Here is a 24,150-nt window from a genome sequence, read left to right as displayed (position 1 = left end):
CGGCGCCGCCGCGCTGTTCAGCGCAAAAACAGCCGCCGCTGTGTGTTGCCGGAAAAATCGTAATGGGTGTCGATGTAGTATTGGGCCGCGCCGGTGAGTTCGGCGTCCAGACCCAGCCGGGAGTACTCCACCCGCACCTGGCGCACGAATTCGGGAAAGCCCATAGAGGCCAGCGCGCGGCGGATTTCATCCAAAAAAAGGGGACCGAGGTTGACGCCGGTGCCGCCCACCACCACCAGCGAGGGATTGAACAGGGCGATAAGGTTGGAGATCCCATAGGCCAGATCCCGCCCCAGATCGCCGATCAGCGCCCGGGCGTTCTCGTCGCCCGCGTCGGCCATGGCCGCCACGTCGCCGAACAGCAGCCGGGGGCCGTTCACGCCGGACACGTCCAATCCGCGCTCGGCCGCCCGCCGGCCCAAGGCGTTCTCGCCCACCAGGCACTCCAGACAGCCGCGGTTGCCGCAGTCGCACACCGGGCCGTTCCGGTCGATGGAATAGTGTCCGAACTGGGTGGCCATCGCCCCCGCGCCCCGCAGCATTTTGCCGTCGGCGAAAAGGCAGGCGCCCACTCCTTTGGACACATTCACATAGGCAAAAAAACGGTCTTTTACCGGGGTGAAGGTGCGCTCGGCATAGGCAAAACAGGCGGTGTCGTTCAAAAAACACACCGGATACCGGGCAAGCGCCTCGCTCAGCCGCTCAATCACCGGGTCGCCGGGATCCACGCCGATGACGGTGGAATAAATGCTCCGCTGCTCCTCGTTCACAATGCCGGGGATGATGATGCACACCCCCATCACCCGCGCGCCGCCCGCAGCGGGCAGCAGCCGCCGGAAGAAGGCATCCGCCACCCGGTCTGTTCCGTCCGACTGCTCGTTCAGCGGCAGCCGGTCCCGAAAGGCGACCCGCCCGTCGGACGAGACCAGCGCCAGATCCAGCCGGGCGCGCCGCCAGCTGATCACCGCCACCACGTTGGAATCGCCGTCCACCTGCAGGGCGTTGGGCCGCCGGCCCTGATGCGCCCGGGCCTCTGTGCCGCAATCCACCACATAACCGCCGCGGATCAGTTCGTCCACAAGGCTGGAGACGGTGGTTTTGCTCAGGTTCGTGATCCCGGCAAGCCGGGCGCGGGAGATATTGGCGTTGTTGTTGATGAGGTGATAGATCTTGCACAGGTTTTCGGTGCGGATCATTTGCTGCGTGATCAAACCGATCTCCGCCTCTCTTTGTGGAATGGATCGAAGCCTGAAAAATTTGTTCGGCCACTTTACTAATTCAATGGTAATTTTAACATACTCCCCAAAGAACTACAAGGTCTGGTGGAAATCTTTGGCAGTTTTGTCGTGCAGATGTATCCCCGCATTGTGAAAATGGACAAGAAAAGCCGCTCCGATCGCCAAATAACCACCGGAGCGGCGAAAAGACAGCTCAAACCGCCCGGGAGATCAAGGGCGCGGCATCCGCGCGCTGCCAGCCCAGCAGTTCCACACGGGAGGAGAGGAAGAGATCCTGTGCCGGTGCGGGAGCGGCCAGCGCGGTGGTAAGGTACTTTTTGTTGTCGTCGGCAAAGACGGTGGCCACCGGCCCGTGGCCCTGCTGCGCAAGGCGGATGGCGCCCAGCAGGTTTGCCCCCGAGGAGATGCCCACACCGAGACCCAGCTCCTTCGCCAGGCGGGCGGCCATGAGCACCGCGTCGTCGTCGTTCATCACCACCACCGTGTCGATGAGCCGCCGGTCCACGATGGAGGGGATGAAATCGTCGCCGATGCCCTCGATCTTGTGGGGTCCGGTGACGGAGCCGCCGCTCAGCAGCGGGGCGGCGGAGGGCTCCAGCGCGGCGATGAAGGCGCCCCGGGGCTTGAGGCGGCGGGCCACCCCCATCAGGGTGCCGCCGGTGCCCACCCCGGCCAGAAAGGCCCCCACGTCGGGCAGCGCGGCCAGGATCTCGGCGCCGGTGGTGTGGTAGTGGGCCAGCACGTTCTCCACATTGTCAAACTGCAAAGGCCGGAACGCCCCCAGCTGCGCGGCGGCGTCCTGCGCCTGGCGCAGCGCGCCCTGGAAGCCGCCCTCGGCGTCGCTCACCAGGTGCAGCTGCGCGCCGTACATCTCCAGCAGCTGCCGCCGTTCGCGGCTCATGCGGTCGGGCATGAAGATGTGCACCGGGTGGCCGGTGAGCGCGCCCAGCGCGGCAAAGGCGATGCCGGTGTTGCCGCTGGTCACCTCCACAATGGGCTGACCCGGCGCCAGCGTGCCCGCCTCCTCGGCCCGGGCGATGATGCGGGCGGCCACCCGGTCCTTGATACTGCCGGAGAGGTTGAAACTCTCCAGTTTTGCGTACACGGCGCCGGGGCGGCCGTCCAGCCGGTAGTCGATGCGGATGAGCGGGGTGTTTCCGGAAAGAGATTCATAGGATTTCATGGCAATTCTCCTTTTGTTTTTGTTTGATGGAAGAGTCCCTGGGGGGGGATGGGTGACGCGGGCAAACAAAAAAGGCTGTGTGCCTGCGCACACAGCCTTGCAAAAGGGTCCTGCCAAAAGCGGCGAAGCAACGATGCATCGCCCTGCTTTTCACAACGGGCCGCGGTTGAAGGAGGCAGCAGACAGCACCAGCAGGGCCGTCTGCCCGCCGCGCCTTCAAGCCCGGTGGCCCAAAGCGCGAAAGCAGCCGTCCCTCAACAGCGACAACAACAGATGTTCTCCTTGATGGAAAGCAGATAAACAAGACTCATAAAAATCACCTTTCCGATACTATACCATTGTCAAACCGCGTTGTCAAGGGCGGTTCGGTTTATTACCGCCCGCGCCGGCGAAACACCGACCGCAGCAGTACGCCGGCGGCGGCCAGTACGGCGGCGCCGGCAAGGCACCACAGCAGCGGCCCGGCCCCAAAGAAGCCGGAGGACACGGCGGCAGCGGGAGTCTCCGACGGGGCGGGCGCCGGCTCCGGGGTGGCGGCGGGGGCGGGAGAGGCAGCCGCCGGCTCCTCCGCCACCAGGAAGTACACCGAACAGTGATCCAGCGGCAGCGAGACCGTGCCGTCGGAAGCCACATCCACGGTGGCGATGCGCTGGGCGTCGTCCTCCTCCGGCAGCCAGTACAGGCCGCAGGTCATGCCAGCAAACTCCGCCGCGCTCAGTTTGAGTTCCAGCCGGGCGGGGCCGGGCAGCTGGCCGGAAAAGCCGGTGTCCAGCCCGAACCAGGGCTGGCCGGCCGCCGTCTGCTCAATGCGGGCGGCCTGGCTGTCCGCCACCGCCAGCGTCACCGAGGCGTCAAACACGCCGCCGGGCAGCTCGGTGAAGAGAAGATCGTCCGCCGCAAACACCCAGGCGTACCCGTCGCCCTGCAGCCGCAGGGAGGTGCCGGGGCGCTGGAGCAGCAGCGAGAAAGCCGTCTGGCTCACGTCAGAACGGACGGTCACGTCCAGCGTCACATCCCGGGGCTGGGCCTTGAAGGCGTCCATCACCTTCTGGGCGCTGTAGAGCTGGCTCTGGGCGGGCGCGGAGTTTGCGCCCGGCACGGCAGAGGGCAGGGGAGAAGCTGTGGGCGCCGCGGTGGGCGCGGGCGATGCCTCCGGGCCGGCGGTGGGGGCCGGGGTGGGGCTGACGCTCACGGCCGTCAGCGTGCCGCTGGTGATGATGTACTCCGAGCAGTGATCCACGGTGATGACATAGCAGCCGGTGGCGGCGTCATAGCGCACCTCCACCACTTCCGCGGGCACGATGGTCCCGTCCGGCTTTACCCAGTAAAGATACAGCTCGTCCACGCCGCCCGCGGGCAGCTCGGTGGCCTTGATGGACAGGGTGGCCCGGCCGGGCAGTGCGCCGTTGTGGCTCAGGTTCACCTCCTGTACCACCTTGACCTGCTCGCTTTCGGGCAGAGCGTCCACCGCCTGCTGTGCTTTGTCCGAGAGGGTGTCGCTCACATTCAGGTCGGTGTCGATGGAGGGATCGGTCACCCGGGCGAATTCCCAGGTGGCGATGGGACGCGCCTCGACGTCCACGATGGGGAAGCTGGCGGCAAGGCCCGCCGCCTGGATGGCGGCGAAGCCCGCGGCGTTCACCAGCAGGCTGCCATCACCGCTCTCGCTCTTTTCCAGCGGCAGCAGCAGCGCGCCGCCGGTGGTCTGGGCGGTGGCCGCGTCCACGCTCAAGGCCGTGCGGGCCGCATCCACATAGTAGGGAGAGGTGTAGACCGTCACCGGTTTGTCCAGCGCGGCCGTGCCGGTGCTGTTGTGCACCGCGTATTTCAGGATGGAATTGCCGTCCCAGTGGTTCTGGGGCAGATCCAGCGTGAAGGAGGCGGGCCCCAGCACCGGGGTGCGGATGTCCACATCCAGCCCGTTGCCAATGAAGCTGCAAAAGCGGATGCTTAAGGAAAAATCGTTGTTCCACTGGGGCGAAGCGATTACCGCGATCTTGTTGCCGCTAAGGGTGACGTTCCGCAGCGGCCCGCCCATCGCGCCCACGTCGCAGCCGATGATGGCGCCGCCGTTGACGGTGCCGCCGGCCACACCGGTGGTGCAGTTTCGCACGGCGCAGCTCCGGATGTTCAGCGGATAGCTCGTCCCGCCGGTGTATTCGCCGGGCGCGATGCCGCCCCGCTTGCCGCCGCCGTCCACCGCGATGTTTTCCAGCGCCATCTCCGCAGAGGCGGCGCTGACGGTGAGGATATAACCGCCCTCGGCTCCCGGCTTCCCGGTAAAGGTCGCGGGGTCATTGGCGTCGGCGCTGCGCAGGATGACGTTCTTGCCCTGGATGTTCAGGTCCATGGGGTATTCGCCCGGCGCCAGCAGCACCACCGTGGGCTGGGGGGAGAGGCCGAGCCCGTCCAGCACGCTTTCCAGCGTGTCGGGGCTGGCGTTCACCGTCTCAAACCCGCCGGACTCGCTGACTTCGAAGGTCAGGCCGATGGTCACCGTTTCGGGATTGTAATAGGTGGTGCTGGCCCCGAAGGGGTCGTTAAGGCTGGGGATGTACAACTCCACCGTGGCGGTGATGTCGCAGCTGCCGGCCTTGCCGCCGGGCACAAGACGGATGCCGAAGCATTTGCCCTCGGGGTTCGTGTAGCCGTTGCCGTCCATCACCGGGTCCTTTTCGGTGGTGGAGCCGATCTGCCCCGCGATCTTCAAAATATCCTCGTCGGAACTGGCGAAGGTGACGCTTTTGACCAGCTCGGTGGCAAAGCTGGAATGGCGCACAAGACCGGTGTCCATCCCGTTTTCCTTGCCGATGTACTGGGAGCTGAACAGGTACAGCTCAAAGCTGTCCGCCGTGGTGCGGCTGGTGGAAACAGAGGACGACAGGGCCGCCAGATCTTCGGTGAAGCCGATGGTCTCATTGTAGGGTCGCCACATGGAGTCCGTGCCGTTGGAGTAGTAGGTGGCGGAGGAGCCAAAGGCGGCGAAGCGGATGACCATGCTGGCGCTGCCCTTTTCCGTCTGCACGGTGATGGTGGCGTCCCCCGGCACCTGACGGCCGGTGTAGTCCAGCCGGAAGGCGGACAGGCCCGCCTCCCAGATGATACTTACATTGCCGGCGGCGGGGCCGCTGACCTGGGGCGCGGCGGTGAGTACCAGCGGGCCGCTTTGGTTGCCCACCTGGTAGACCGCGCCCCGCTGGGCGACGTCGGACGCGGTGCGCTGGATGACCTCCTGACCGCCCAGAATGGTGGGCCCGTCCCCCGCAGGGGTGAAGGAAAGCCGCTCAAAACCGCTGATCTTCACCGGAATGCTCGCCAGCGCCCCGCCGCCGGCCCTGAGGGAGAGCGTGCGTTCTTCACTCTGCTGTTGCACCGGCCGGATGACCCAGGCCCAGACGGTCTGCCAGGACGAGGCGGCGTCTTCACGGTAGGGGATGGCCATGGCCTCGATGCGGTCGGAGGCGGCGCCCTCCAGCGTCAGGCCGAAGGCTTCCAGTTCCGCCCGGCTGGCGGCAGGCTTGCCGTCTTTTAAGGGCACCACCGCGTATTGTTCCAGCAGGCTGTTTAGGGAAAGGGGCTGGTAGGGATTGAATTCCGTCCGGGTGAAGCCAGCCTGCTGGAGGTTGGAGCCGGAGGGCCAGGGCAGCAGGCTGCCCTGGGCCAGCACCCAGGCGGAGTTGTCCACCTTGATACCCAGGTATGCCCAGATCCCGTCCAACTGCACACAAATCCGGTAGGGATCCGCCTTCACGTCCGCGGCGGTGAGGTCGTACACCAGCCGCAGGCTCGCGCCGTCCTCGCCCTGTTCCAGCTTTAGGCCGTCGCTCAGGGTGGAGTTTTTCTGAATGGACTGGAACAGCTCCTCGCTGATGGCCAGCGGCGTGTCGGCGGCGGTGGGGTTCAGGGTGTCGTAGAGCCGCAGTTCCACGCTGCCGCTCTGCCCCACCCGCAGGTCAAGCTGCTCGGGATCGGAGATCTTTCCGTTCTCCACGACGGCCCAGCACAGATCACGGCTGAAGGGGGCGGGGGTGTAGCGCAGGGGAATGGAATCCTCGAGCCCGTCTGTCTTGCGGGTAAAGGCCAGCGTGCCGTCCACGGCTTCACCCTGCGAAGGGTCGGCGCCGGGCTTTGCGCTGAAGTTCAGCACGCCTTTTTCCACAGAATCCAGGGTGAACAGTTTGGCCAGACCGCCCTCCAGGCGGAAGTTTTCGCCCAGCCAGTCCAGCCGGGCTGTGAGGCCGTTGGCGTAGTCAGACAGGCTCACGCGCACCGAGGCGGTAAAGGTGTCCTCGCCGGTGCGCTCGATCCAGGCGGGAAACTCAGAGGTGTAGCTGTCGTGCGAAAGGGTCCAGCTGTAGGCGATGTGCGCACGCAGAGTTTCGCCGGTGGCCTTCACCGTGGCCAGTACGTCCACCCCGAAATCGGGGGCCAGGGCCGCGAAGTAGTCCTGCAGCGGGCCGTAGCCGGCGTCGGTGGAGGTGGTGCTGAAAAAGAACTGGGCGTAGGCGCCCCAGTCGCCGCCGGCATAGCGGTAGAAGGCGTCCGCGGGCACCGGCTCGTCGGTGCCGGGCTTCACCAGCGTGAACTCTGCCTCGTCAAACAGCAGGGGGTGATTCGTGTCGCCCCGGCAGAGGGTCAGGTGGAGTGCAGAGGCAGCCCCTTCCAGCGTCTCGCCGTCACGCAGCTGCGTGCCCTCCAGCGAGGAAGCCGAGTCGCTTGCCACCAGCAGCAGTTCGCCCCCGGCGGCCAGGGCTTCGGGGGCAGAGGCGTCCGCTGCCCCGCTGTTCGCGGGCGCGGCGGGCTGTACAGGGGCGGCGCTGTCCTCCGCCGCCTTGTTGTCCGCCTGTGCGGGGGCAGTGGGGTCTTCCGAAACTTCACCATCCGCGGGCGCGGCGGGCTGCCCGGGGGTGGTGCCGCTTTCCGGCGCGCTGCCCTCCGACTCACCGGCGGGTTTTGCGGATGCAGCGGCGTCTCCTCGAGCTTCACCATCCGCGGGCGCGACGACCTGCACAGGGGCAGTGTCGCTTTCCGGCGCTTCGTCCTCGGCCGAAGCCGCTTCGGACACGGCCAGCGTGCCGTCACCCGCCGCCCACACCGGGGCCGCGGGGGCAAGAGCCGTGAACAGCAGGCTCAAACACAGGGCGCCGGCGGCAGCACGCCGTAGCGCCCCGAAAAACGGGATCTTCATCAAACAAGTCCTCCTTGGTCGTTGTGCGGCCGGCCGGTCAGCCGGCGCGCTGCAGTCTGCACTCCATCCGACGCAGCGGATAGAGACACAGGGGGTCGTCGTAGCACTCCACCACCACACGCATCTCGCCGCCGCCGGTATCCTCCAGCTCGGTGACGCGCATGGCCGAGGCGGAGGCCTCGGTATAAAAATAGGTGCCACTGGCTGCGTCATACACGGCGGGGTCGCGGCAGGAAAAGCCCTCCAGCGAGAAATACTCCCGGGCCAGTTCTTCCATGCGTTTGGGGGAGAAGGGCCCGCTTTCGCCCTTGTCTTCGATGGCGCTGGCCATGCACACCCGGGCCACCGTCACCGGCGAGAGACTGTCCGCCACAAAGTCCGGCTGTTCCAGGTTGGCGCACAGCCGCAATGCAAGGCGGGCGGCCTCACTGTCGGTGTCGGCCAGGCGGATGCCCTCGTACTTCTGCCGGGTCATCAGACAGTCCACCAGAGGCTGCTCCCGGTAGCCGGTCTGGCTCATGTGCGCCACCAGTGTGCCCTGCCCCGGCTCGTAAAGCCCCGCGCCGTCGGCCACGGCCACATTCAGATACAGCTCGGCGCTCTGTTCGCTGTTGAAGAAAAGGCGCATATCCTCCACCTGCATTTCCAGGTCGGAAAGGCCGGCGTACAGCGGTTCGAAGTAATCGCCATCCATGCTGGCCTGCTCTGTCAGCAGCGGCACATCGCCGGCCTCCAGCGCCTGCTGCAGGCGGTAGGCCGTCTGGCGAAAGCGCTCTTTCTGCGCCTCGCTCACAAAGGGAGAGGACACCGGCAGATAGGTGTTGTCGGCGATCACAGGGTTGGTGGCGGTGCACAGGAACACTGCCACCACCGCCGCCGAAAGGAGTGCCCCTGCCCAGCGGGGCAGCCGCTTCCAGGCGAGGATGCGCCGCACCCGTGCCGTTACGTCCCGCTCGCCGAAGGCTGCGTAGGCCGCCAGGCCGAAGCGGTGCCGCCCGGCCCAGTCCACCAGCGCCTGGGCGTAGTCCAGCTGCTCGGCGCTGCCCACTATCGCCAGCACCGTTTCGTCGCAGGCCCGCTCGATGTCCTGGGCCATCCGGTCCCGCGCCAGCCACACCACCGGATTGAACCAGTGCAGTGCCAGCGCCAGATTGGACACCTGGAGAATAAGGTAGTCCCGGCGGCGGACGTGCACCAACTCATGCAGCAGGATGTAGCGCCGCTGGGCTTCCTGCCCTTCCAAAATCACCGGCAGCAGCACCTTCGGGCGAAGCAGGCCAAACACCATGGGGCCGCTCACCGCCCGGGTGTACACCACCGCCACGGGCCGGTGCAGCCCTGCCTGGGTAAAGCAGGGGACAAGCGCCGCCGGGGGCAGGGGGCGGGCGGTGCGCAGCGCCGCGGCCAGCCGCAGATACTGCACGGCGAAAAGCAGCACCAGCACCGCCACGCCGGCAAGCCACAGGGAGCAGCCTGCCCGAAGCAAAACGCCGGTCATTGTGGACGAGGTGTCGGGGGCAAGGGGCTGGGGGACGAGATCTGCGTCCAGGTACACCACCGACAGCAGCGCCCCGCCGGGACGGGCCATCTTCTGATGGAACAGGTTGAACACGCTGAACACGCTGGGCAGGCTGTAGGGCACCAGCAGCCGGAACAAAAAGGGCAGCCACAGCAGATACTGATACACCGCCGGCAGCATCCGGCCCAGCGCCCGCCGCAGCAGCATGACGATGCCAAACAGGATCACCCCGGCGATGCTCATATTCAGGATGGAGACAAACAGTTCAGTCATAGTAACGTCCAGAACCCACCACAGGGCTCGCCTTTCGCCGAATACCATACTTCGGTCGCTGATGATGCGTTTTAAAAGAAATTTTATCAGGATAAAACAAAAATGCCATTTAGAGTGTATCGGTTTTTGCGGCATTCGTCAACCCTTTTAAAAAATTTATCGAAATAAAATATTCCTTGACATCGCTGCCGGGCGGTGGTATAGTGTGCTTGATTTTATCATGATAAAACGAAATACCAAACTCACATAGAACAGGAGCATATCACAATGAAACAAAAAAATCCTCTCGTTCTGCGCGCCGTCGGGGCCGGCCTGGCCTGCGCGCTGCTGGCCGGCTGCGGCGGCGAGAAGCTGGCGCCCTCCAGCACCGCCGCGGTCAGTGTCTCCCAGGCGGCCTCCGCCAGCGAGGTCGCTGCCGAGGAGCGGCACACCGGCCCGCTGACCACCGACACGGCGGCACAGGGGGCGCTGACCCTGACAGAGAATTCCTACCCCCTGACCTCCTTCGACCACTTCGGCGCCTTCGTGAACGGCTACGCATTTGTGGTGCTGGGGGATGAGGTGGGCTATCTCAGCGAGGCGAGCGGCGAAGTCACCGGGGTGTACACCATCCCCGAGGACGACATCTTCACCATTGACCTGAACGATCTGCCCGCCCGCTACGACCCAAACGCCGAGTTCCCCGGCACCCGGCGGGCGGAGTTTGCCTGGATTACCGAGCACTTCGCCTGCTCGGAGAGCGGCGTTGTGCCCTATTATGAAGATGGCCTTTGGGGCTATTGCGACCTGGAGGGCAACGTGCTGGTGCAGCCCATCTATAACCAGGTGTCGCCCTTCGGCAAGGTGGCCATGGGCCGCCGCTACGAGGAGATGGCGCCGGCCGCCAGCGCAGCGAACAGCACGGGCCTGAACCAGAGCAACACCGCCGGCAACACCCGCCAGACCGTTTACGACATCATCGGCGCCGACGGCAGCGTGCTGGCCTCCACCCCCAACGGCTGGGTCGACCCGGATCTCGGCTATTACATGGTGGACAACGAGGTGTTCGGCAAGGATTCGGCCACCCTTTACAACGCGGACGGCACCGTGGTGCTGGCGGATGTGCCCTTCGGTGTGGGCAACTCGCCCAGCCCCAGCTGCAGCTGCTGGCAGGACGGCGTCATCCTGGACGGCGTGGCCTATGACCGCACCGGTGCGGTGATCGGTGACGGCAGCGGCAAAGAGGTGCAGGGCATCGGCTTTGGCGGCCTGCTGCTCTTCCACGACGATGCGGGCTACGGCGTGCTCTACCCCGACGGCACCGAGGCGGTACCCACCAGCCTGAGCGGTATCAACGGCATGGCGGAGGACGGCAGCGCCTTTGCCCGGCAGAAGGACACCGGCGCGATCCGCCGCTACGACGCCCAGCTCAACGAGCTGCCCGCCGTGCCGCTGGCCCGGGCCGGTGTGGGCGAAAGCTATGCGGATGAGGAGCAGAACGCCATCGTCACCCCTGTCACCCTGTACGACCAGGACGGCCGGGAGATCACCACCCTGAAATCCACCATGACCGGCACCCCGGCCTACACTCTGACCACTGTTCTGGAGGAGGGCGACTGGCTCTACTTCTTCCCGGACAATGCCACCGCGCAGGCCTATCAGCTCACCCTGGCACAGTAAACGAAAAAACGCCCGACGGAACACTCCGTCGGGCGTTTTTTTCATCACATCAGCGGCGCGATTACCTTCAGCAGCGGCCCCAGCAGCCGCAGGCGCCGGGCGTTGTGCCAGATGGTGTCCTTCTCCACCCGGCGGCACTTCGCCTGGGTGGCGGCAAAGTCCGCCTCGATGTCCGCCACACAGTCCACGCCGTACATCCAGGCGGCGCACTCGAAGTGGTGGTAGAGGCTGCGGTAGTCCAGATTGATGGTGCCCACCACCGCCTCCCGGTCGTCGGCCACGAACACCTTGGCGTGGACAAAGCCGGGGGTGTACTCGAAAATTTTCACCCCCGCGTCCAGCAGGGCGGGATAGTGGGTCTTGGCCAGGGCGTAGGGGGCGGCCTTGTCCGGCACGCCGGGCAGGATGATGCGCACGTCCACTCCCCGCCGGGCGGCAAACTCCAGGGCGTTCTGGAGTTCGCCGTCCAGGATCAGGTAGGGGGTCATGATGTGCACATACCGGGTGGCCCGGTTGAGGATGTCCATGTATACCTCTTCGCCCACCTTGTCCTCGTCCAGCGGGCAGTCGCCAAAGGGCATCACGAAGCCCGCGGCGCGCACCGGCGGCACCGGCGCGGCGCAGAACTCGCCGAACTGCGGCGGCTGCTCGGTCACGTTCCACATCTGCAAAAACAGCAGGGTGAAGCTGCGGGCCGCCTCGCCCTTGAGCATCACGGCGGTGTCCTTCCAGTGGCCGTATTTTTCAATGTGGTTGATGTACTCGTCCGCCAGGTTTACCCCGCCGGTGAAGGCGGTGTGGCCGTCGATCACCAGGATCTTGCGGTGGTCCCGGTAGTTGTAGTGGGTGGACACCAGCGGTACCACCGGCGCGAAGGCCTTGCAGCGGATGCCCAGCTTTTCCAGCCGGCGGGGATAGTCGTGGGGCAGGGTGGAGAACTCGCAGGTGCCGTCGTACATCACCCGCACGTCCACTCCCGCTTTGGCCTTGCGGGCCAGGATCTCCAGGATGCGGCCCCACATCAGCCCCTCATCGATGATGAAATATTCCAGAAAGATGAACTGTTCCGCCTGCTCCAGTTCCGCCAGCAGCCGCTCCCACTTGTCCTGCCCCAGGGAAAAGTAGGTCACGGCGGTGTTCTGATACACCGGGTGGCAGCCGGACTGCCCCACATAGCGCGCCAGCCCCGCCGCGCCGGGATTCTCCGCCTCCAGGGCGGCAAGGGCCCCGGGCTGCGGGGGCAGGGCGTCGCGGGTGAGGCGGATCATCTCGGCCACCCGCTCCTTTTCCGCCCGGTGGCCGAGATCGCTGCGCACCAGCCAGAACAGCACCGCCCCCGCCACCGGCGCACCCATGATGATGACCAGCCAGGTGAGCTTGGCGGTGGCGTCCATGCGGGTGTTCAGAAGATACACTACCATGACGACGGAAAAGAGCAGCGCGCCGCCGAGGAAGTGGGGCAGCAGCTGCACGAACCAGCGAAAGGCGCCCAGCAAAAGCAGCGCCTCCAGCACCAGCAGCAGAAGGAACAGCCCCAACCGGCTGAACAGCGCGCGCACCAGGCCCTTTTGCCCCTTTTTGAGCAGATGCAGGCCGCTTTCCTTCAGGTCGTTCGGGGTCATGGCGCGCACTCCTTTGCCGGCGTTCTCCCTCCACTATATCATACCGGGGCGGGCGCGGCAACTTCACCTGCCTTGAGCATCCAGATGCGGGCGGAAAAATCCGGCATGGGGCGCACGCCCTCGGTGTAGCCGGTGCCGCAAAAGCGCTGGGGCGGCCGCAGCCCGGCGTGCATCAACAGGCTGCCGGCGGCGGCAAACTCCAGCTGCTCGCAGGGCAGCTGATACACCTCGCCCGCCAGATGCACCAGCATCCCGTCCGCCTTCAGCTTCACCGGCAGCACATGGCCCAGAAGGGTGCGAAAGGCATCCAGCTCCACGCTCTGCGGCCGCAGGCTCACCTGATAGACAAGGCTCTCGTCCAGCCCGGCAAGGCGCAGGGGCGCAAGGGGCGCGTTGGGGCGCACAAGGCCGGTCATCTCCAGCACCGCCGCCTCGCGCCGGTCCTCCGACACCACCATCCAGGCGCCGCCCCGGTCTGCCTCGGGGGCGGCCAGGCAGTAAAACCGGCCGCGCTGGAACAGGTCGCGGTGGGCCTTGTAAAATTCGATCTGGGCCTTCACGCTCTTTTCCTGGGCGGGGTTCAGGGCGGTCAGGTCCATCTCGTAGCCCAAAAGTCCGAAGGCCGCCACGTCAAAGCGGCTGTCCAGCGGGGTGAAGCGCAGGGTCTGGTGGTTGGGCGCGGCGCTCACATGGCAGCCCATCACCCCCTGGGGATAGCCCAGGCTCGCCCAGGTCTGGATCTTGCACCGTTCCCAGGCGTCGGTGTCGTCGCTGAGCCATATCTGGGGCATGTAGTAAAGAATGCCCAGGTCAAACCGGTTGCCGCCGCTGGCGCAACCCTCAAAGAGCACGTCCGGGTGGGCGGCGGTCACCGCCTCCAGCACCTGATAGAGGCCCAGCGTCCAGGCGTGGGCAAAGCGGCCCTGTTCGTCCAGCGCAGGGCTGAACCGGTCGGTGTGGTGGCGGTTCATGTCCCATTTCACATACCGGATGGGGGCGTTGTCCAGCAGCGTGTTCAGCTGTTCGACGAGGTAGTCCCGCACCTCGGCCCGGCAGAGATCCAGCACCAGCTGGTGACGGCTGCGGCTGGGGGCCACGCCGGGGGAGGCCACCGCCCAGTCCGGGTGGGCCTCGTAGAGGGCGCTGTCCTCGCTGACCATCTCCGGCTCCACCCAGAGGCCAAAGGCAAGGCCCTTTTCCGCGAGGTCCTCCGCCAGGCCTCCAAGGCCCCGGGGCAGCTTTTTCGGGTTGGGGTCAAAATCGCCCAGGCCCTTGGTATCGTCGGTGCGGCGGCCAAACCAGCCGTCGTCCAGCACAAACAGCTCTGCCCCGAGACCCGCGGCCTTGGCCGCCAGCGCCCGCAGCTTGCGGGGGGTGAAATCGAAGTAGGTGGCTTCCCAATTGTTCACCAGCACCGGCCGGGGCGCGTCCTTCCAGGCGGGTGGCAGGATGTGCCCGCGCACAAAGCGGTGCATGTTGTGCCGCAGGCCGTTGCGTCCCTCGGCGCTGAAGGAGAGCGCCGCCTGGGGGGTGACGAAGCTCTCGCCGTCCGCCAGCGTCCAGCAAAAGCCCTCCGGCTGGATGCCCGCCATCACCCGGGTGAAGCCGTAGCTGTCCGCCTCCACGCTGGCGGCGTGGCTGCCGGAATAGAGCAGGTTGAAACCGTAGATCTCCCCGGCGTGCTCATTCGTGTCGGGCGCGCTCAGGGCAAAGAAGGGGTTGCAGTAGTGGCCGGAGGCGCCGGACACGCTGCCGAATTCGGTCACCCCCCGCCGCACCGGGGCGGTGCAGGGCTCGAACTCCCGGGCCCAGGCCCCGGTGAGGGTGGTGAGCACAAGGTCCTGCCGGGGCAGGTCCAGCTGGTAACTCATGGCTCGGCGCAGGGTCACCGGCCCGCCGGTGCGGTTGGTCAATTTGATTTGCCGCACGATCACGTCGCAATCTTCCAGCGGAATGTAAAAAAGTTCCGCCGCCATGCCCTCGCCGCTCTCAAAGCGCAGCGAAAGGCACTGGCCCGCCGCCCGGGCGGCCGGCATGCCGGGAGTCTCGGGCGGGGCGGGCAGCACCTCGCCGCCCGCAAAGCGCAAGTCGCACACCGGGCTGCCGTTTGCCAGCGTCAGGGCCAGCGCGCCCCGGCGGAAATCCCCCTTTTCGGTGGGGGAGACCTCCAGCCCCAGGTGCAGCAGCGAGAGCGCCGGGTCAAAGCCCTCGTCGTAGATGACGTCGGTGCCGTAGGCCACCGCCAGGGGCTGCCGCAGCGCTTCGGCCGAGGGCTCGATCCTGCGGCCGTAGTGCAGCTGCTCCGCCAGCGGGCCCCGGGGCGCGATGTACAGGCCGGTGCGTTCGGTCTCCACACAAAAGACCCCGTCCTTTTGAAAAATCATCCCTTGCTCCCTTCTCTCTGACGCAGCGCCTCGCTGATGCGGGCGTTCTCCGCCTCGGTGAGGCGGTATTTTTTCATAAAGTAGACGATGGAGAACACAAGGCCCGCCACCGGCAGCGCCACCATCAAAAGGCGCAGCCCCACCAGGGTGCTCTCCGCCTGCACAGGGGCGGTGTCGTCCAGGCCGATGAGATCCAGCCCCACGCCGGCGATGAGCACGCTCACCGCGCTGGCCAGCTTGACCACAAAGGTCTGCATGCTGAACACCACGCTCTCGTTGCGCCGGCCGGTCTTGTATTCGCCGTAGTCCACCGTGTCCGCCAGGAAGACGGTGGTGAGCACGGTGGCAAGGCCGAAGCCGATGTAGATGACAAAGGCGGTGGCGGCCAGCGGGGCCACGGCCCGCACGCCGGCCATGGCCATGGCGAAGAGGGCCAGATACCCGGCGATGGTCACCCCCAGCGCCCCGGCCAGGATCTGCTTGCTGTCCCAGCGCCGGCGCAGCAGCGGCAGGCTGGCCATGCTCAGCACCTGGCCCACGCCGCCCACGGTGCCGAACAGGCTGAACAGGTCGCTGTTGCCGATGTCGTACTTGAAGAAGTAGACCCCCAGCTGGGTGGTGAGGTAGAGGGAGGCGTTGAAGACGATGATGCCCACCACCACCACCATGGCCTGATCGTTGTGGACGAGGGCGGAGAACATCTCCCGCACCGTGGCGGTCTTTTGCCGCTCGGCGGGCTTTTCCCGCACCAGCGCCACACACACCAGCTCGGCGATGACGAACAGCACCGCGACCCCGGCGGCGAAGAGGGAAAAACCCTGCCGCTCGCCGGTGCCCAGCCGCACCACCAGCAGCATGGTGAGGATGGTGGGCACCGCGTAGCCCACGGCGGCGCAGCTGCGCCCGATCACCGACAGGTTCTCCCGCTCCTTGCCGGGGGCGGTGATGGCGGGGATCATGCTCCAGAAGGGGATGTCCATCAGGGTGTAGGTCACGCCCCACAGCACATAGGCCGCCGAGGCGTACACCAGCATGGCGGTGCCGGTGAGGGAGGCAGGCATGGCGAACATGCCGTAGAGGATGAGGGCGTTGGTCACCGTGCCGGTGACGATCCAGGGCCGGAACTTGCCGAAGGGGGTGCTGGTCTTTTCCACCACCACGCCCATCAGCGGGTCGTTGAAGGCGTCGAACACCCGGGCGGCCATCATCATCACACCGGTGAAGGTGCCGCTGATGCCCAGGATGTCATTGTAATAATAGAGAATAAAGCCGGAGACAAGGGCGTATACCATGTCCTTGCCCACCGCGCCGAGACCAAAGCCCAGTGATTGCCTTGCCGTTGTTTTCATATCCGTTCCTCCTCTCGTTTTTCCACCCGGAAGAAAAGGCGCACGGGCTGCGCGCCCTCCGTTTCGATGGTCAGCCGGCCCTCGCCGGCCTCGCCCCGGGTGCGCAGATAGCACCCGGCCATCCCGCCGGCAAGGGGCACCGCCGACGGGCCGATCAGTTCCACCGCACCCTCGGCACGCAGGGTCAGGCTGCGGCTGCAATAGACGCGCGGCGCCCCGAACTCGTCCACCGCCCGGATGCGGACGGTGGCCATGTCCCAGCTGGGGCCGTCGGTGAGGGTGTCGGTGTCCGCATTCACTTCCAGCGCCAGCGTGTCGCCGGGGCAGCGCACTGCGCTGGCCACCACCCGGCCGTCCTTCACGGCGTCAAAGCGCCAGCGCACCACCTGGCCGCCCCAGCCGGCCACATAATTTCCATAAAGGCGCAGGCCATCCTCCCGGGAAAAGCCTTTGCACAGCATCAGATAGGCCGCCTTCACCAGCACCGGCAGGGGCAGGGCGCTGCCGCAGCGGGCGGAGGCCAGCAGCACCTGACGCACCATGGCGGCGGTGCGGCGGCTCATGCCCTCCTGGCTCTGCAAAAGGGGGCTCACCGTGTCGTCGATGAGCACCGGCGGATGGGCGAGGCCGTGGTACTCCGCCGCGGGGAAGAAGCTGCCCGCCGGCAGGTCGTTGCGGTAGACGTCCACCCGGTCGGCGTTGGTGAACACCGCCACCGTGCCCAGCGCCCCGGCGGGGTGCTCGCCGATGTCCATCCCGCTGCTCACCTCCAGCACCGGTGCGTCCCGGCGCTGGCTGGCGTACACCGCCGCGGCGAGTTTCGGGTTGCGGAACATATCCATCACCCCGTGGTAACAGACGCGGTCGCCGCTGCCGAAGTCCCGGTGGGTGTTGTAGTCGAACATGCACCAGCCGAAGCTGCCGGCAATGCCCTCGCCTTTGGCCGCGTCGCTCAGCACCCGGGCGTGGCGCAGCGCGTGTTCCAGCCGTTTGTCCTCGCAGTCGAAGGCCTTGGTGGGGAACATATGCCCGTTGTATTCGCTGATGAGGTAGCCCTTGTCCTTTTCCCTCGTGATGCTGCCGCGGGCGGCGCAGCCCCGGTTGTCCCCGTGGTGGGAGAAGTCGTTGTAGGTATACACATCCTCCAAAAGGTGACTGTGGGCGAAGTTGCGCACCCCGCCGGTGGGGCGGGTGGGGTCCAGCCGGTGAGCGATCTCGTTGGTGCGGCGGTAAAATTCGTCGTCGTCCGCGCTCTCGTTGATGCGCACCCCCCACAGGAAGATCGACGGATGGTTGCGCCCTTGCAGCACCATCTCCCGGGTGTTTTCCAGCGCCTGGGCCTTCCAGGCGTCGCCCCCGATGTGCTGCCAGCCGGGGATCTCGGTGAACACCACGAGGCCGATCTCGTCGCACCGGTCGAGGAAGTGGCGGCTCTGGGGATAGTGGCTGGTGCGCACCGCGTTGCAGCCCAGCTCGAACTTCAGGATGTCCGCGTCCAGCCGCTGAGCCCGGGCGGGAGCGGCGTAGCCCATATAGGGCCAGCTCTGGTGCCGGTCCAGTCCCCGCAGCAGCACCCGCCTGCCGTTGAGATAAAAACCTTCCGGCCGGAACTCCACCCGGCGGAATCCAAAGCGCACATTGTACTCATCCGCGACGGCGCCCTCCCGCAGCAGAGTTGCCCGCAAAGTGTAAAGGTTCGGGTGCTCGCAGTCCCACAGGGCGGGGCGCTCCACCTGCAGAAGGACCTCGCCCGTGTCGGCGTCCCCCTCCCAGCGGGCCAGTTCTTCGCCGCTCTCGCCGCACACCGCAAGGCGCAGCGAGTGGCCGGCAGCGTTTTCGCAGCGGGGCAGGCAGCGCAGGCTGCCGTCCATATCCGCCCGCACGCAGAGATCGTCGATGAAAGCGGGCCCGCCCACCTCCAGATACACCTCCCGGTAGAGCCCCCCGTAGGTCAGGTAGTCGATCACATTGCCGAAGGGGGGCACGTCCAGCGTCTCCCGGCTGTCCAGCTCCACCGTCAGGTTGTTGGGCTCCCCCCAGCGCAGGTGGTCGGTCAGTTCCGCGGTGAAAGCGGTGTAACCGCAGCCGTGCTGCGCCAGCAGCGCCCCATTGAGATATACCTTCGCGAAGTGGGCCGCGCCCTCAAACACCGCCCGCACCCGCTTGCCCCGCCATTCCTCCGGCGGAGTGAAAAAACGCAGGTAGCCGCTCACCGTCTGATACATCTGCTCGCTGAACTCGTTGAAGGGCAGCATCGTCACCGTGTGGGGCAGCCGCACCGCCGCAAGGCCCTCTTCCGGCGCTTCCAGCGCGGCCAGCCGCGGCTCGTAGTGGGGCGTGAAATACCAGCCGTCGTTCCAGGGAATGTGCTTCATGGCTTTTCCTCCCTTTGCACCAAAATGCCGTTCATCAACAGATCCATCATCCCGTCCAGGGCCTGTACATAGTCCAGCCCCTCCCGCTCCAATGCGTCGGTGGCCAGAAAATGCTCGATGGCTCCCTCCACCACCGCCCGAAGAAGGCCCGGCTCAAAGGGGCGCAGCACCCCCTCGTCCATGCCGCGGCGCAGCAGTTCCAGCGTGGGTTCCCAGCCCGATTCCAGCCGCTGGCGGATGCGGCGATATACCGCGGGATACTTTTCCTCCACTCCGCGCAGGCGAGCCCAGTCCAGCGTCTGGTAGGAGTCGGGCAGCACCACCACCAGCCGCCGCACCTTGGCCGCCAGGTCCAGGTCCGCCCGGGCCAGCACATCCGCTTCGCTGGCCTTCACTTCGTCAAACATGGCGTCCACCGTGGCCAGCAGCAGCGCCTCCTTGCTGTCGAACAGCACATACAGCGTCTTTTTGCTCATGCCCAGCCGCGCCGCCAGCTGGCTCATGGTGAAATCCAGCCCCTGCTCGCTGCACAGCGCGATAGCCTCGCGGATGCACTTTTCCCGCGCCTTGTCCATAGCGCCCTCCTTGGAAACCAGAAATTTAAAATGGGTTTCCTTCAACGCTATCTTACACCGCCGGGCGGCGCAAAACAACGGGGCGGGGACGGATTCTCCCCTTTGCATAACTGGAAGGGGAGGTTTTTGGTATTCCCGACGGAATGCAGAAAGGCGGGGCGGCCTCACAAGAGGCCGCCCCGCCCGGTATGGCAAAGCAAGCGTTCGTTCAGTCCTCGTCGGCCGCAGCCTGGCCGGAAAAAACGTACTGGTGGATCACGTCCTGGGCGGCGCTCAGAATGGCGCTGTCATCGCAGGTGTCCACCTGCAGGTAGCCGGTGGCGTTGTCGTTGGGATTGAAGGCGGAGGCCTTCCGCTGCAGTCCGCCCAGAAAGGGGGTCAGCCGGGAGCCCACCGGCCCGCCCAGCACGATGGCGCAATCCACCACAAGATACAGGTTGTTCAGGGCCTGGGCCAGGATATCGGTGTACTGCTCCCAGCGCACCACCGCCGCCGGTTCGCCGGCCTCCAGCGCGGCAAAAAAGCGATCCAGGCTGCCGTAGGGCCCTTCGGAGAGCTGATCGGCGGAACAGTAGGCCCCCAGGCATCCCCGTTTGCCGCAGTTGTGCAGCCGGCCGCCGGGCACCATGCAAAAGTGGTTGATCTCCATGCAAAGGCTGTGATCGCCCCAGTATACCCCCCGCTGGAAGGCTGTGGCGGCGGCCAGTACCTCGCCGATCCACACATAGGTCAGCGAATCCTTCTCCGGCACCTGCTGCAGGTTGGCAAAGAGCGCCGCGGCGGCGATCTGACGCAGGGTGCAGGGATAGGGGATGGCGCGGGTGATGCGCTCCTGCTGCCAGCGGTCGATGTTCAGGATATAAGCGTGGATCAGCGGCGGGACGTCCTTGGTCACGATCGCGGTGATGGCGGTCCCCACGCCCAGCACCCGATCCCGGGGGATATAGTGGGCTTCCAGCAGTTCCTCAATGGTGCCGGCCAGAAAACCGGGCAGCGCTTCCTGATCGGTAAAGTCAAACGAGCGGGTGAAGCGGTCCAGCACATGCTGGCGAAAATCCATCAAAAGAAACTTCACGCTGTCTTTGCGGACTTCCAGCCCCACGCTGTAGCGGCAGGCGGGGTTCGGATAGATCAGGTTGGACCGCCGCCCGGTGCGGCGGCTCTTCTCTTCGGTGATCTCCACGATCAGCCCCTGCTCGGCCAGCAGCTTCAGATGGGTGCCGATGGTGGGAAGGCTCATGTCCAGCTGCAGCGCCAGTTCCTGCCGGGTAACGCCCTTTTCCATATTCCGGTAAATGTGCTGGAAGATCAGATTTGCGGTTTGGCGCACCAAGGCACCTCCTTTTTGAAAAATGTTTTGTAAAAGTATCTGCTATTATTTAATCTATCATTGTTTTGCCCTAAAAGCAAGCGCCGGCGGCCCGTTCCGGGCGCGCCGGCGCAAAATGGTTCAGACAAGACCGATGAACCGCCACCAGGCCATCATCACCGTGCAGATGAACAGGATCTGCATGGGGATCTTGAGGGCGTACAGCTTTGCAAAATCCCGGATGCCGAACATGGCGAAGGAGAAGTACACGAGATATGCCATGTTTTCGTAGGGAAGCACCACCGCGTCGCTGGTGTACTGGAAGACGAACAGGCCCAGCAGCACATTGTAGCCCAGCGAGCGGTAGAGGCTGCCCAGCACGCTGCTGAAGGCGGAAAAATAGCCCAGCGGCGTGAGCAGGAAATTCATCAGCAGGCCGAACGCGTAGGTCAGCAGAACAGTGGTGAGGAGGTTGGTCCCCTCGAACAGCGGCAGCAGATAGGTCTCGGCAATGCTGTCCAGCTTGACGTAACCCGCCACGCTGCCCACGGCCACAAAGGCCGTGATCAGAAACACCATGCCGAAGTTCACGTTTTTCAGCGTGTCCTTGCCGGCCACCCGCAGCCCCGGCAAAAAGAACAGCCAGGGACAGACGATGAAGGGCAGGGCGGTGTCCAGCCCGGTCCACTGGGCGGTGAGCAGCAGCGCCAGGATCAGCCCGATCACCGCCAGGCATTTTTTCTCGCCGGAGCTCACCGGCCCCAGCCGGGCATACTGGGCACGGAACTCTTCCTTCGCGTCGATCTGCGGCGCCTTGATGAGAAAACGCAGCATGAACCACAGGTAGAAGGTGATAAACAGGAAGCCCGGCCACAGCGACCACAGCGCCTGCACCCAGCCCAGGGTCACCGGGTCCTCCGGGGTGGAGGCGCCGGCGGTGAGCACCCCGATGAAGCCGGGGTAGGGGATAACGCCGTTTGCGGAAATGGTACCCATGGCGGCCGCCAGCATCACGCCCGCCGCCGCGGTGCCGGGTTTCAGTTTCAGGGTGCGGCACACGCCGTAGGCCAGCGGCGCGAACACATACTGCACACAGCAGGAGGTGAACAGGCTGCACAGAAAACCGGAGAACAGCAGCGCAAAGCAGACGCCCCGGTAACTGGCGCCCGAGCGGATGATGGCGAACAGGGCGATGCGCCGCAGCAGGCCGGACTCCTCCAGGATCACCGTCAGCAGCAGTGTGCCCAGGGTGATCCAGGGCAGGGTGCCCGCCCAGCCGCTGTACACCACGCTGGCGGGGGCCACTCCGCACAGCCAGTAAGCCAGGGGCAGCAGCACGCCGATGACCATGTTGTCCAGCAGGCTGAAAGCGCAGCACAGGATGCCCGCCACCGTGACCAGCAGGTATTTCTTCACTCCCAGGGTGAAGACCGCGCCGGTGGGCAACAGGGCCAGCGCCACGCAGGCCAGCAGGGTGATCAGCCATGGTTTATAATTGCTTTTTGCGGCCATGCGATCGACCTCCCGATCCGCCTTACAGGGCAAGCAGCGCGCGGATGAACATGTTGCCGCCCACGATCAGCAGCAGCACATACACGATCTTCAGGAACAGGTCCTTGTTGAGGTGCTTCATCAGCTTCATGCCCGCGAACACGCCCAGGATGGAAAGCGGCAGCGTGACCACGATGCAGCTGAGCAGCCGCGGGGTGTACAGACCGCCGATGATCTGCTGGGGGATCACCAGGATGGAGTTCATGATGACCCACACCCACACCATCGTGTTGCGGAATTTCTCCTTGTCCTCGATGGAGTTCAGTGCGTAGACGGTGATCAGCGGGCCGCCCACGGAGTAGGCGCCGTTCACCAGGCCGCCGATCACCAGGCAGGCGTACTGAAAGACCTTGTTGGCCACGCTGTTGGAGAGGCCTTCGTCCACCGTGCGGCCCTGGCGGCGCAGCAGCGCGTCCTTGATGAAGATCTTATAGATGTTGATGCAGGCGATCAGGGTCACCGCAAAGCCGATGACGATCTGGGTGACCACCGAGGGCACCTTGTAGCCCCAGTAGGCGCCCACGGCCTCAAAGGGCCCGCACACCACGATGACCTTCACCAGGTCCTTCCAGGACACCTTCTTGAAACAGGGGATGGCCATGCCGATGAGCAGGATATGGGAGATCAGCGTGCCGTAGGGGCCGCCGGTCTGGGTGCCCAGCAGGGCGGTGATGAAGGGCGCGCCCAGCACGGTGGCGCCGAAGCCGGTGATGCCCTGCACCACCTGGCAAAGCATCTCCACGATGGCGACCCAGATAAATGCAACTTCAAAAACCATTGTTCTCACACCTCACATTTTTGCCTGTGGTTACCACACCTGGTAGCCGCCGTCGATGATGATGTCGATGCCGGTGGTAAAGGTGGAAGCGTCCGACAGCAGGTAGACCACCGCGCCCGCCAGCTCATGCGGCGCGCCCACGCGGTGCATGGGGGTGTTGTTCAGGGTGTCCTGCTGGATGCTGGGATCGCTCAGCTGCACAAAATTCTTCACATGGCTCATGCCGTGCTCCAAAAATCCGGGGGAGACGCTGTTGCAGCGCACGTTGGAGGCGCCGAACTCGCCGGCCACGGCACGGGTCATGTGCAGCACGGCCGCCTTGGAGGTGCAGTAGCCGGACATGGTGCGCGGCGGCTTGTTGATGATGGTGCCGCCGAAGGAGGCGATGTTCACGATGGAGCCGAACTTCTGCTGGCACATGATGGCGCCGAAATGCTTGCACATCACAAAGGTGCCGGTCACATTGATCTGCATCAGGCGGTTGTAGTCTTCAGCGGTGTAGTCCTCCACCTTGCCGTGGATGTTGATGCCCGCCGAGTTGATGAGGCCGTCCACCTTGCCGAAGTCCGCCTTGATGGCTTCGGCCACCGATTTGACGTCCTCCTCGCTGGAGTTGTCGGCGGTGTAGCACTTCACCTGTACCCCGTAGTCCTTGTGGATGCGCTCGGCCAGTGCCTCCAGCTTCTCCTCGGTGCCCTTCATGTCGATGGCGGCGATGTCCGCGCCGGACTGGGCGCACGCCTCGATGAAATTCTGGCACAGATACCCGGTGGCGCCGGTGGCAGCGACCACTTTGCCCTTCAGGGAAAACAGTTCCGCGACGTTTACCATACAAAAACGCTCCTTTAAAAAATAAGTTTTACAAAACTGTTTTACAAAACTTATTGTAGCAACTTGCCGCAGATTGTCAAACGATTGACAATCTCTTTTTGAAAAACATCGTTAAGATCAAAAAATAACAATGATAAATGGATTTTTGGGTAAAACCACGAAAAGTGGCAAAAAGGAATTGCCCGCATTTACAATTGGCCCGCCAAGGCATATAATTCTGGCCAGGGAATGAAGTTCTCCCTTGGGAAACCTAAACCGCTTTTTAAAGCTGATGACTTCTGTGATCGAACCGGTCGCGGCAGCTGTCGGCTTTTTT

The 24,150-nt window shown here is 65.0% G+C and carries 14 protein-coding genes and 1 riboswitch; of the genes, 1 reads left to right on the top strand and 13 read right to left on the bottom strand.

Annotated features, from left to right (window positions below):
* Positions 1–17: 17 nt before the first annotated feature.
* The 4 genes from ACH2A7_RS00790 to ACH2A7_RS00775 form a co-directional block, all read right to left on the bottom strand.
* Entirely contained in the window at positions 18–1,211 is a 1,194-nt protein-coding gene (locus tag ACH2A7_RS00790; RefSeq protein ID WP_394959080.1) for an ROK family transcriptional regulator, read from the bottom strand.
* A 220-nt stretch (positions 1,212–1,431) separates the two neighbouring features.
* Positions 1,432–2,421 carry a PLP-dependent cysteine synthase family protein gene (locus tag ACH2A7_RS00785; protein ID WP_394959078.1) on the bottom strand — a complete coding sequence of 330 codons (990 nt, stop codon included), beginning with the start codon at positions 2,419–2,421 and terminating at the stop codon, positions 1,432–1,434.
* A 373-nt stretch (positions 2,422–2,794) separates the two neighbouring features.
* A complete protein-coding gene (locus tag ACH2A7_RS00780) occupies positions 2,795–7,609 on the bottom strand; it encodes a hypothetical protein (protein WP_394959076.1) in 4,815 nt (1,604 codons plus the stop codon).
* Between the two features lie 37 nt (positions 7,610–7,646).
* A complete protein-coding gene (locus ACH2A7_RS00775) occupies positions 7,647–9,401 on the bottom strand; it encodes a M56 family metallopeptidase (protein ID WP_394959074.1) in 1,755 nt (584 codons plus the stop codon).
* A 267-nt stretch (positions 9,402–9,668) separates the two neighbouring features.
* Between ACH2A7_RS00775 and ACH2A7_RS00770 the strand changes: the two genes are divergently transcribed.
* On the top strand, positions 9,669–11,060 hold the full coding sequence (locus ACH2A7_RS00770; protein ID WP_394959072.1) for a WG repeat-containing protein: 1,392 nt from the start codon (positions 9,669–9,671) through the stop codon (positions 11,058–11,060).
* Between the two features lie 44 nt (positions 11,061–11,104).
* Here ACH2A7_RS00770 and ACH2A7_RS00765 read toward each other — a convergent pair whose 3' ends face one another.
* The 9 genes from ACH2A7_RS00765 to ACH2A7_RS00725 form a co-directional block, all read right to left on the bottom strand.
* On the bottom strand, positions 11,105–12,682 hold the full coding sequence (locus tag ACH2A7_RS00765; RefSeq protein WP_394959071.1) for a phosphatidylserine/phosphatidylglycerophosphate/cardiolipin synthase family protein: 1,578 nt from the start codon (positions 12,680–12,682) through the stop codon (positions 11,105–11,107).
* Between the two features lie 38 nt (positions 12,683–12,720).
* Positions 12,721–15,066, bottom strand: coding sequence for an alpha-galactosidase (locus ACH2A7_RS00760; RefSeq protein ID WP_394959069.1), 2,346 nt, complete (start codon positions 15,064–15,066; stop codon positions 12,721–12,723).
* Positions 15,063–16,415: a glycoside-pentoside-hexuronide (GPH):cation symporter gene (locus ACH2A7_RS00755; RefSeq protein ID WP_394959067.1), complete on the bottom strand. Its 1,353-nt coding sequence runs from the start codon at positions 16,413–16,415 to the stop codon at positions 15,063–15,065. Before ACH2A7_RS00755 ends, ACH2A7_RS00760 begins: the two co-directional genes overlap by 4 nt.
* The gene (locus tag ACH2A7_RS00750) at positions 16,412–18,790 is read right to left on the bottom strand and encodes a glycoside hydrolase family 2 TIM barrel-domain containing protein (RefSeq protein WP_394959065.1); all 2,379 of its coding nucleotides are present in this window, start codon (positions 18,788–18,790) and stop codon (positions 16,412–16,414) included. Before ACH2A7_RS00750 ends, ACH2A7_RS00755 begins: the two co-directional genes overlap by 4 nt.
* Entirely contained in the window at positions 18,787–19,365 is a 579-nt protein-coding gene (locus ACH2A7_RS00745; RefSeq protein ID WP_394959063.1) for a TetR/AcrR family transcriptional regulator, read from the bottom strand. The genes ACH2A7_RS00750 and ACH2A7_RS00745 overlap by 4 nt, the downstream gene beginning before the upstream one ends.
* A gap of 208 nt (positions 19,366–19,573) precedes the next feature.
* The gene (locus ACH2A7_RS00740) at positions 19,574–20,695 is read right to left on the bottom strand and encodes an ROK family protein (protein WP_394959061.1); all 1,122 of its coding nucleotides are present in this window, start codon (positions 20,693–20,695) and stop codon (positions 19,574–19,576) included.
* Positions 20,696–20,815: 120 nt separating this feature from the next.
* The gene (locus ACH2A7_RS00735; RefSeq protein ID WP_394959059.1) at positions 20,816–22,186 is read right to left on the bottom strand and encodes an SLC13 family permease; all 1,371 of its coding nucleotides are present in this window, start codon (positions 22,184–22,186) and stop codon (positions 20,816–20,818) included.
* A 22-nt stretch (positions 22,187–22,208) separates the two neighbouring features.
* On the bottom strand, positions 22,209–23,003 hold the full coding sequence (locus tag ACH2A7_RS00730; RefSeq protein WP_394959057.1) for a TSUP family transporter: 795 nt from the start codon (positions 23,001–23,003) through the stop codon (positions 22,209–22,211).
* Positions 23,004–23,033: 30 nt separating this feature from the next.
* Positions 23,034–23,834, bottom strand: a complete 801-nt coding sequence (locus ACH2A7_RS00725) for an SDR family oxidoreductase (protein WP_394959055.1) — start codon at positions 23,832–23,834, stop codon at positions 23,034–23,036.
* A 215-nt stretch (positions 23,835–24,049) separates the two neighbouring features.
* Positions 24,050–24,122: riboswitch (Fluoride riboswitch) on the top strand.
* Positions 24,123–24,150: the final 28 nt, after the last annotated feature.

Origin of the sequence: Candidatus Allofournierella merdavium (genome assembly GCF_944382735.1) — a bacterium.
GTDB classification, from domain to species: domain Bacteria; phylum Bacillota; class Clostridia; order Oscillospirales; family Ruminococcaceae; genus Allofournierella_A; species Allofournierella_A merdavium.
This window is presented reverse-complemented; position numbering and strand designations above follow the sequence as displayed.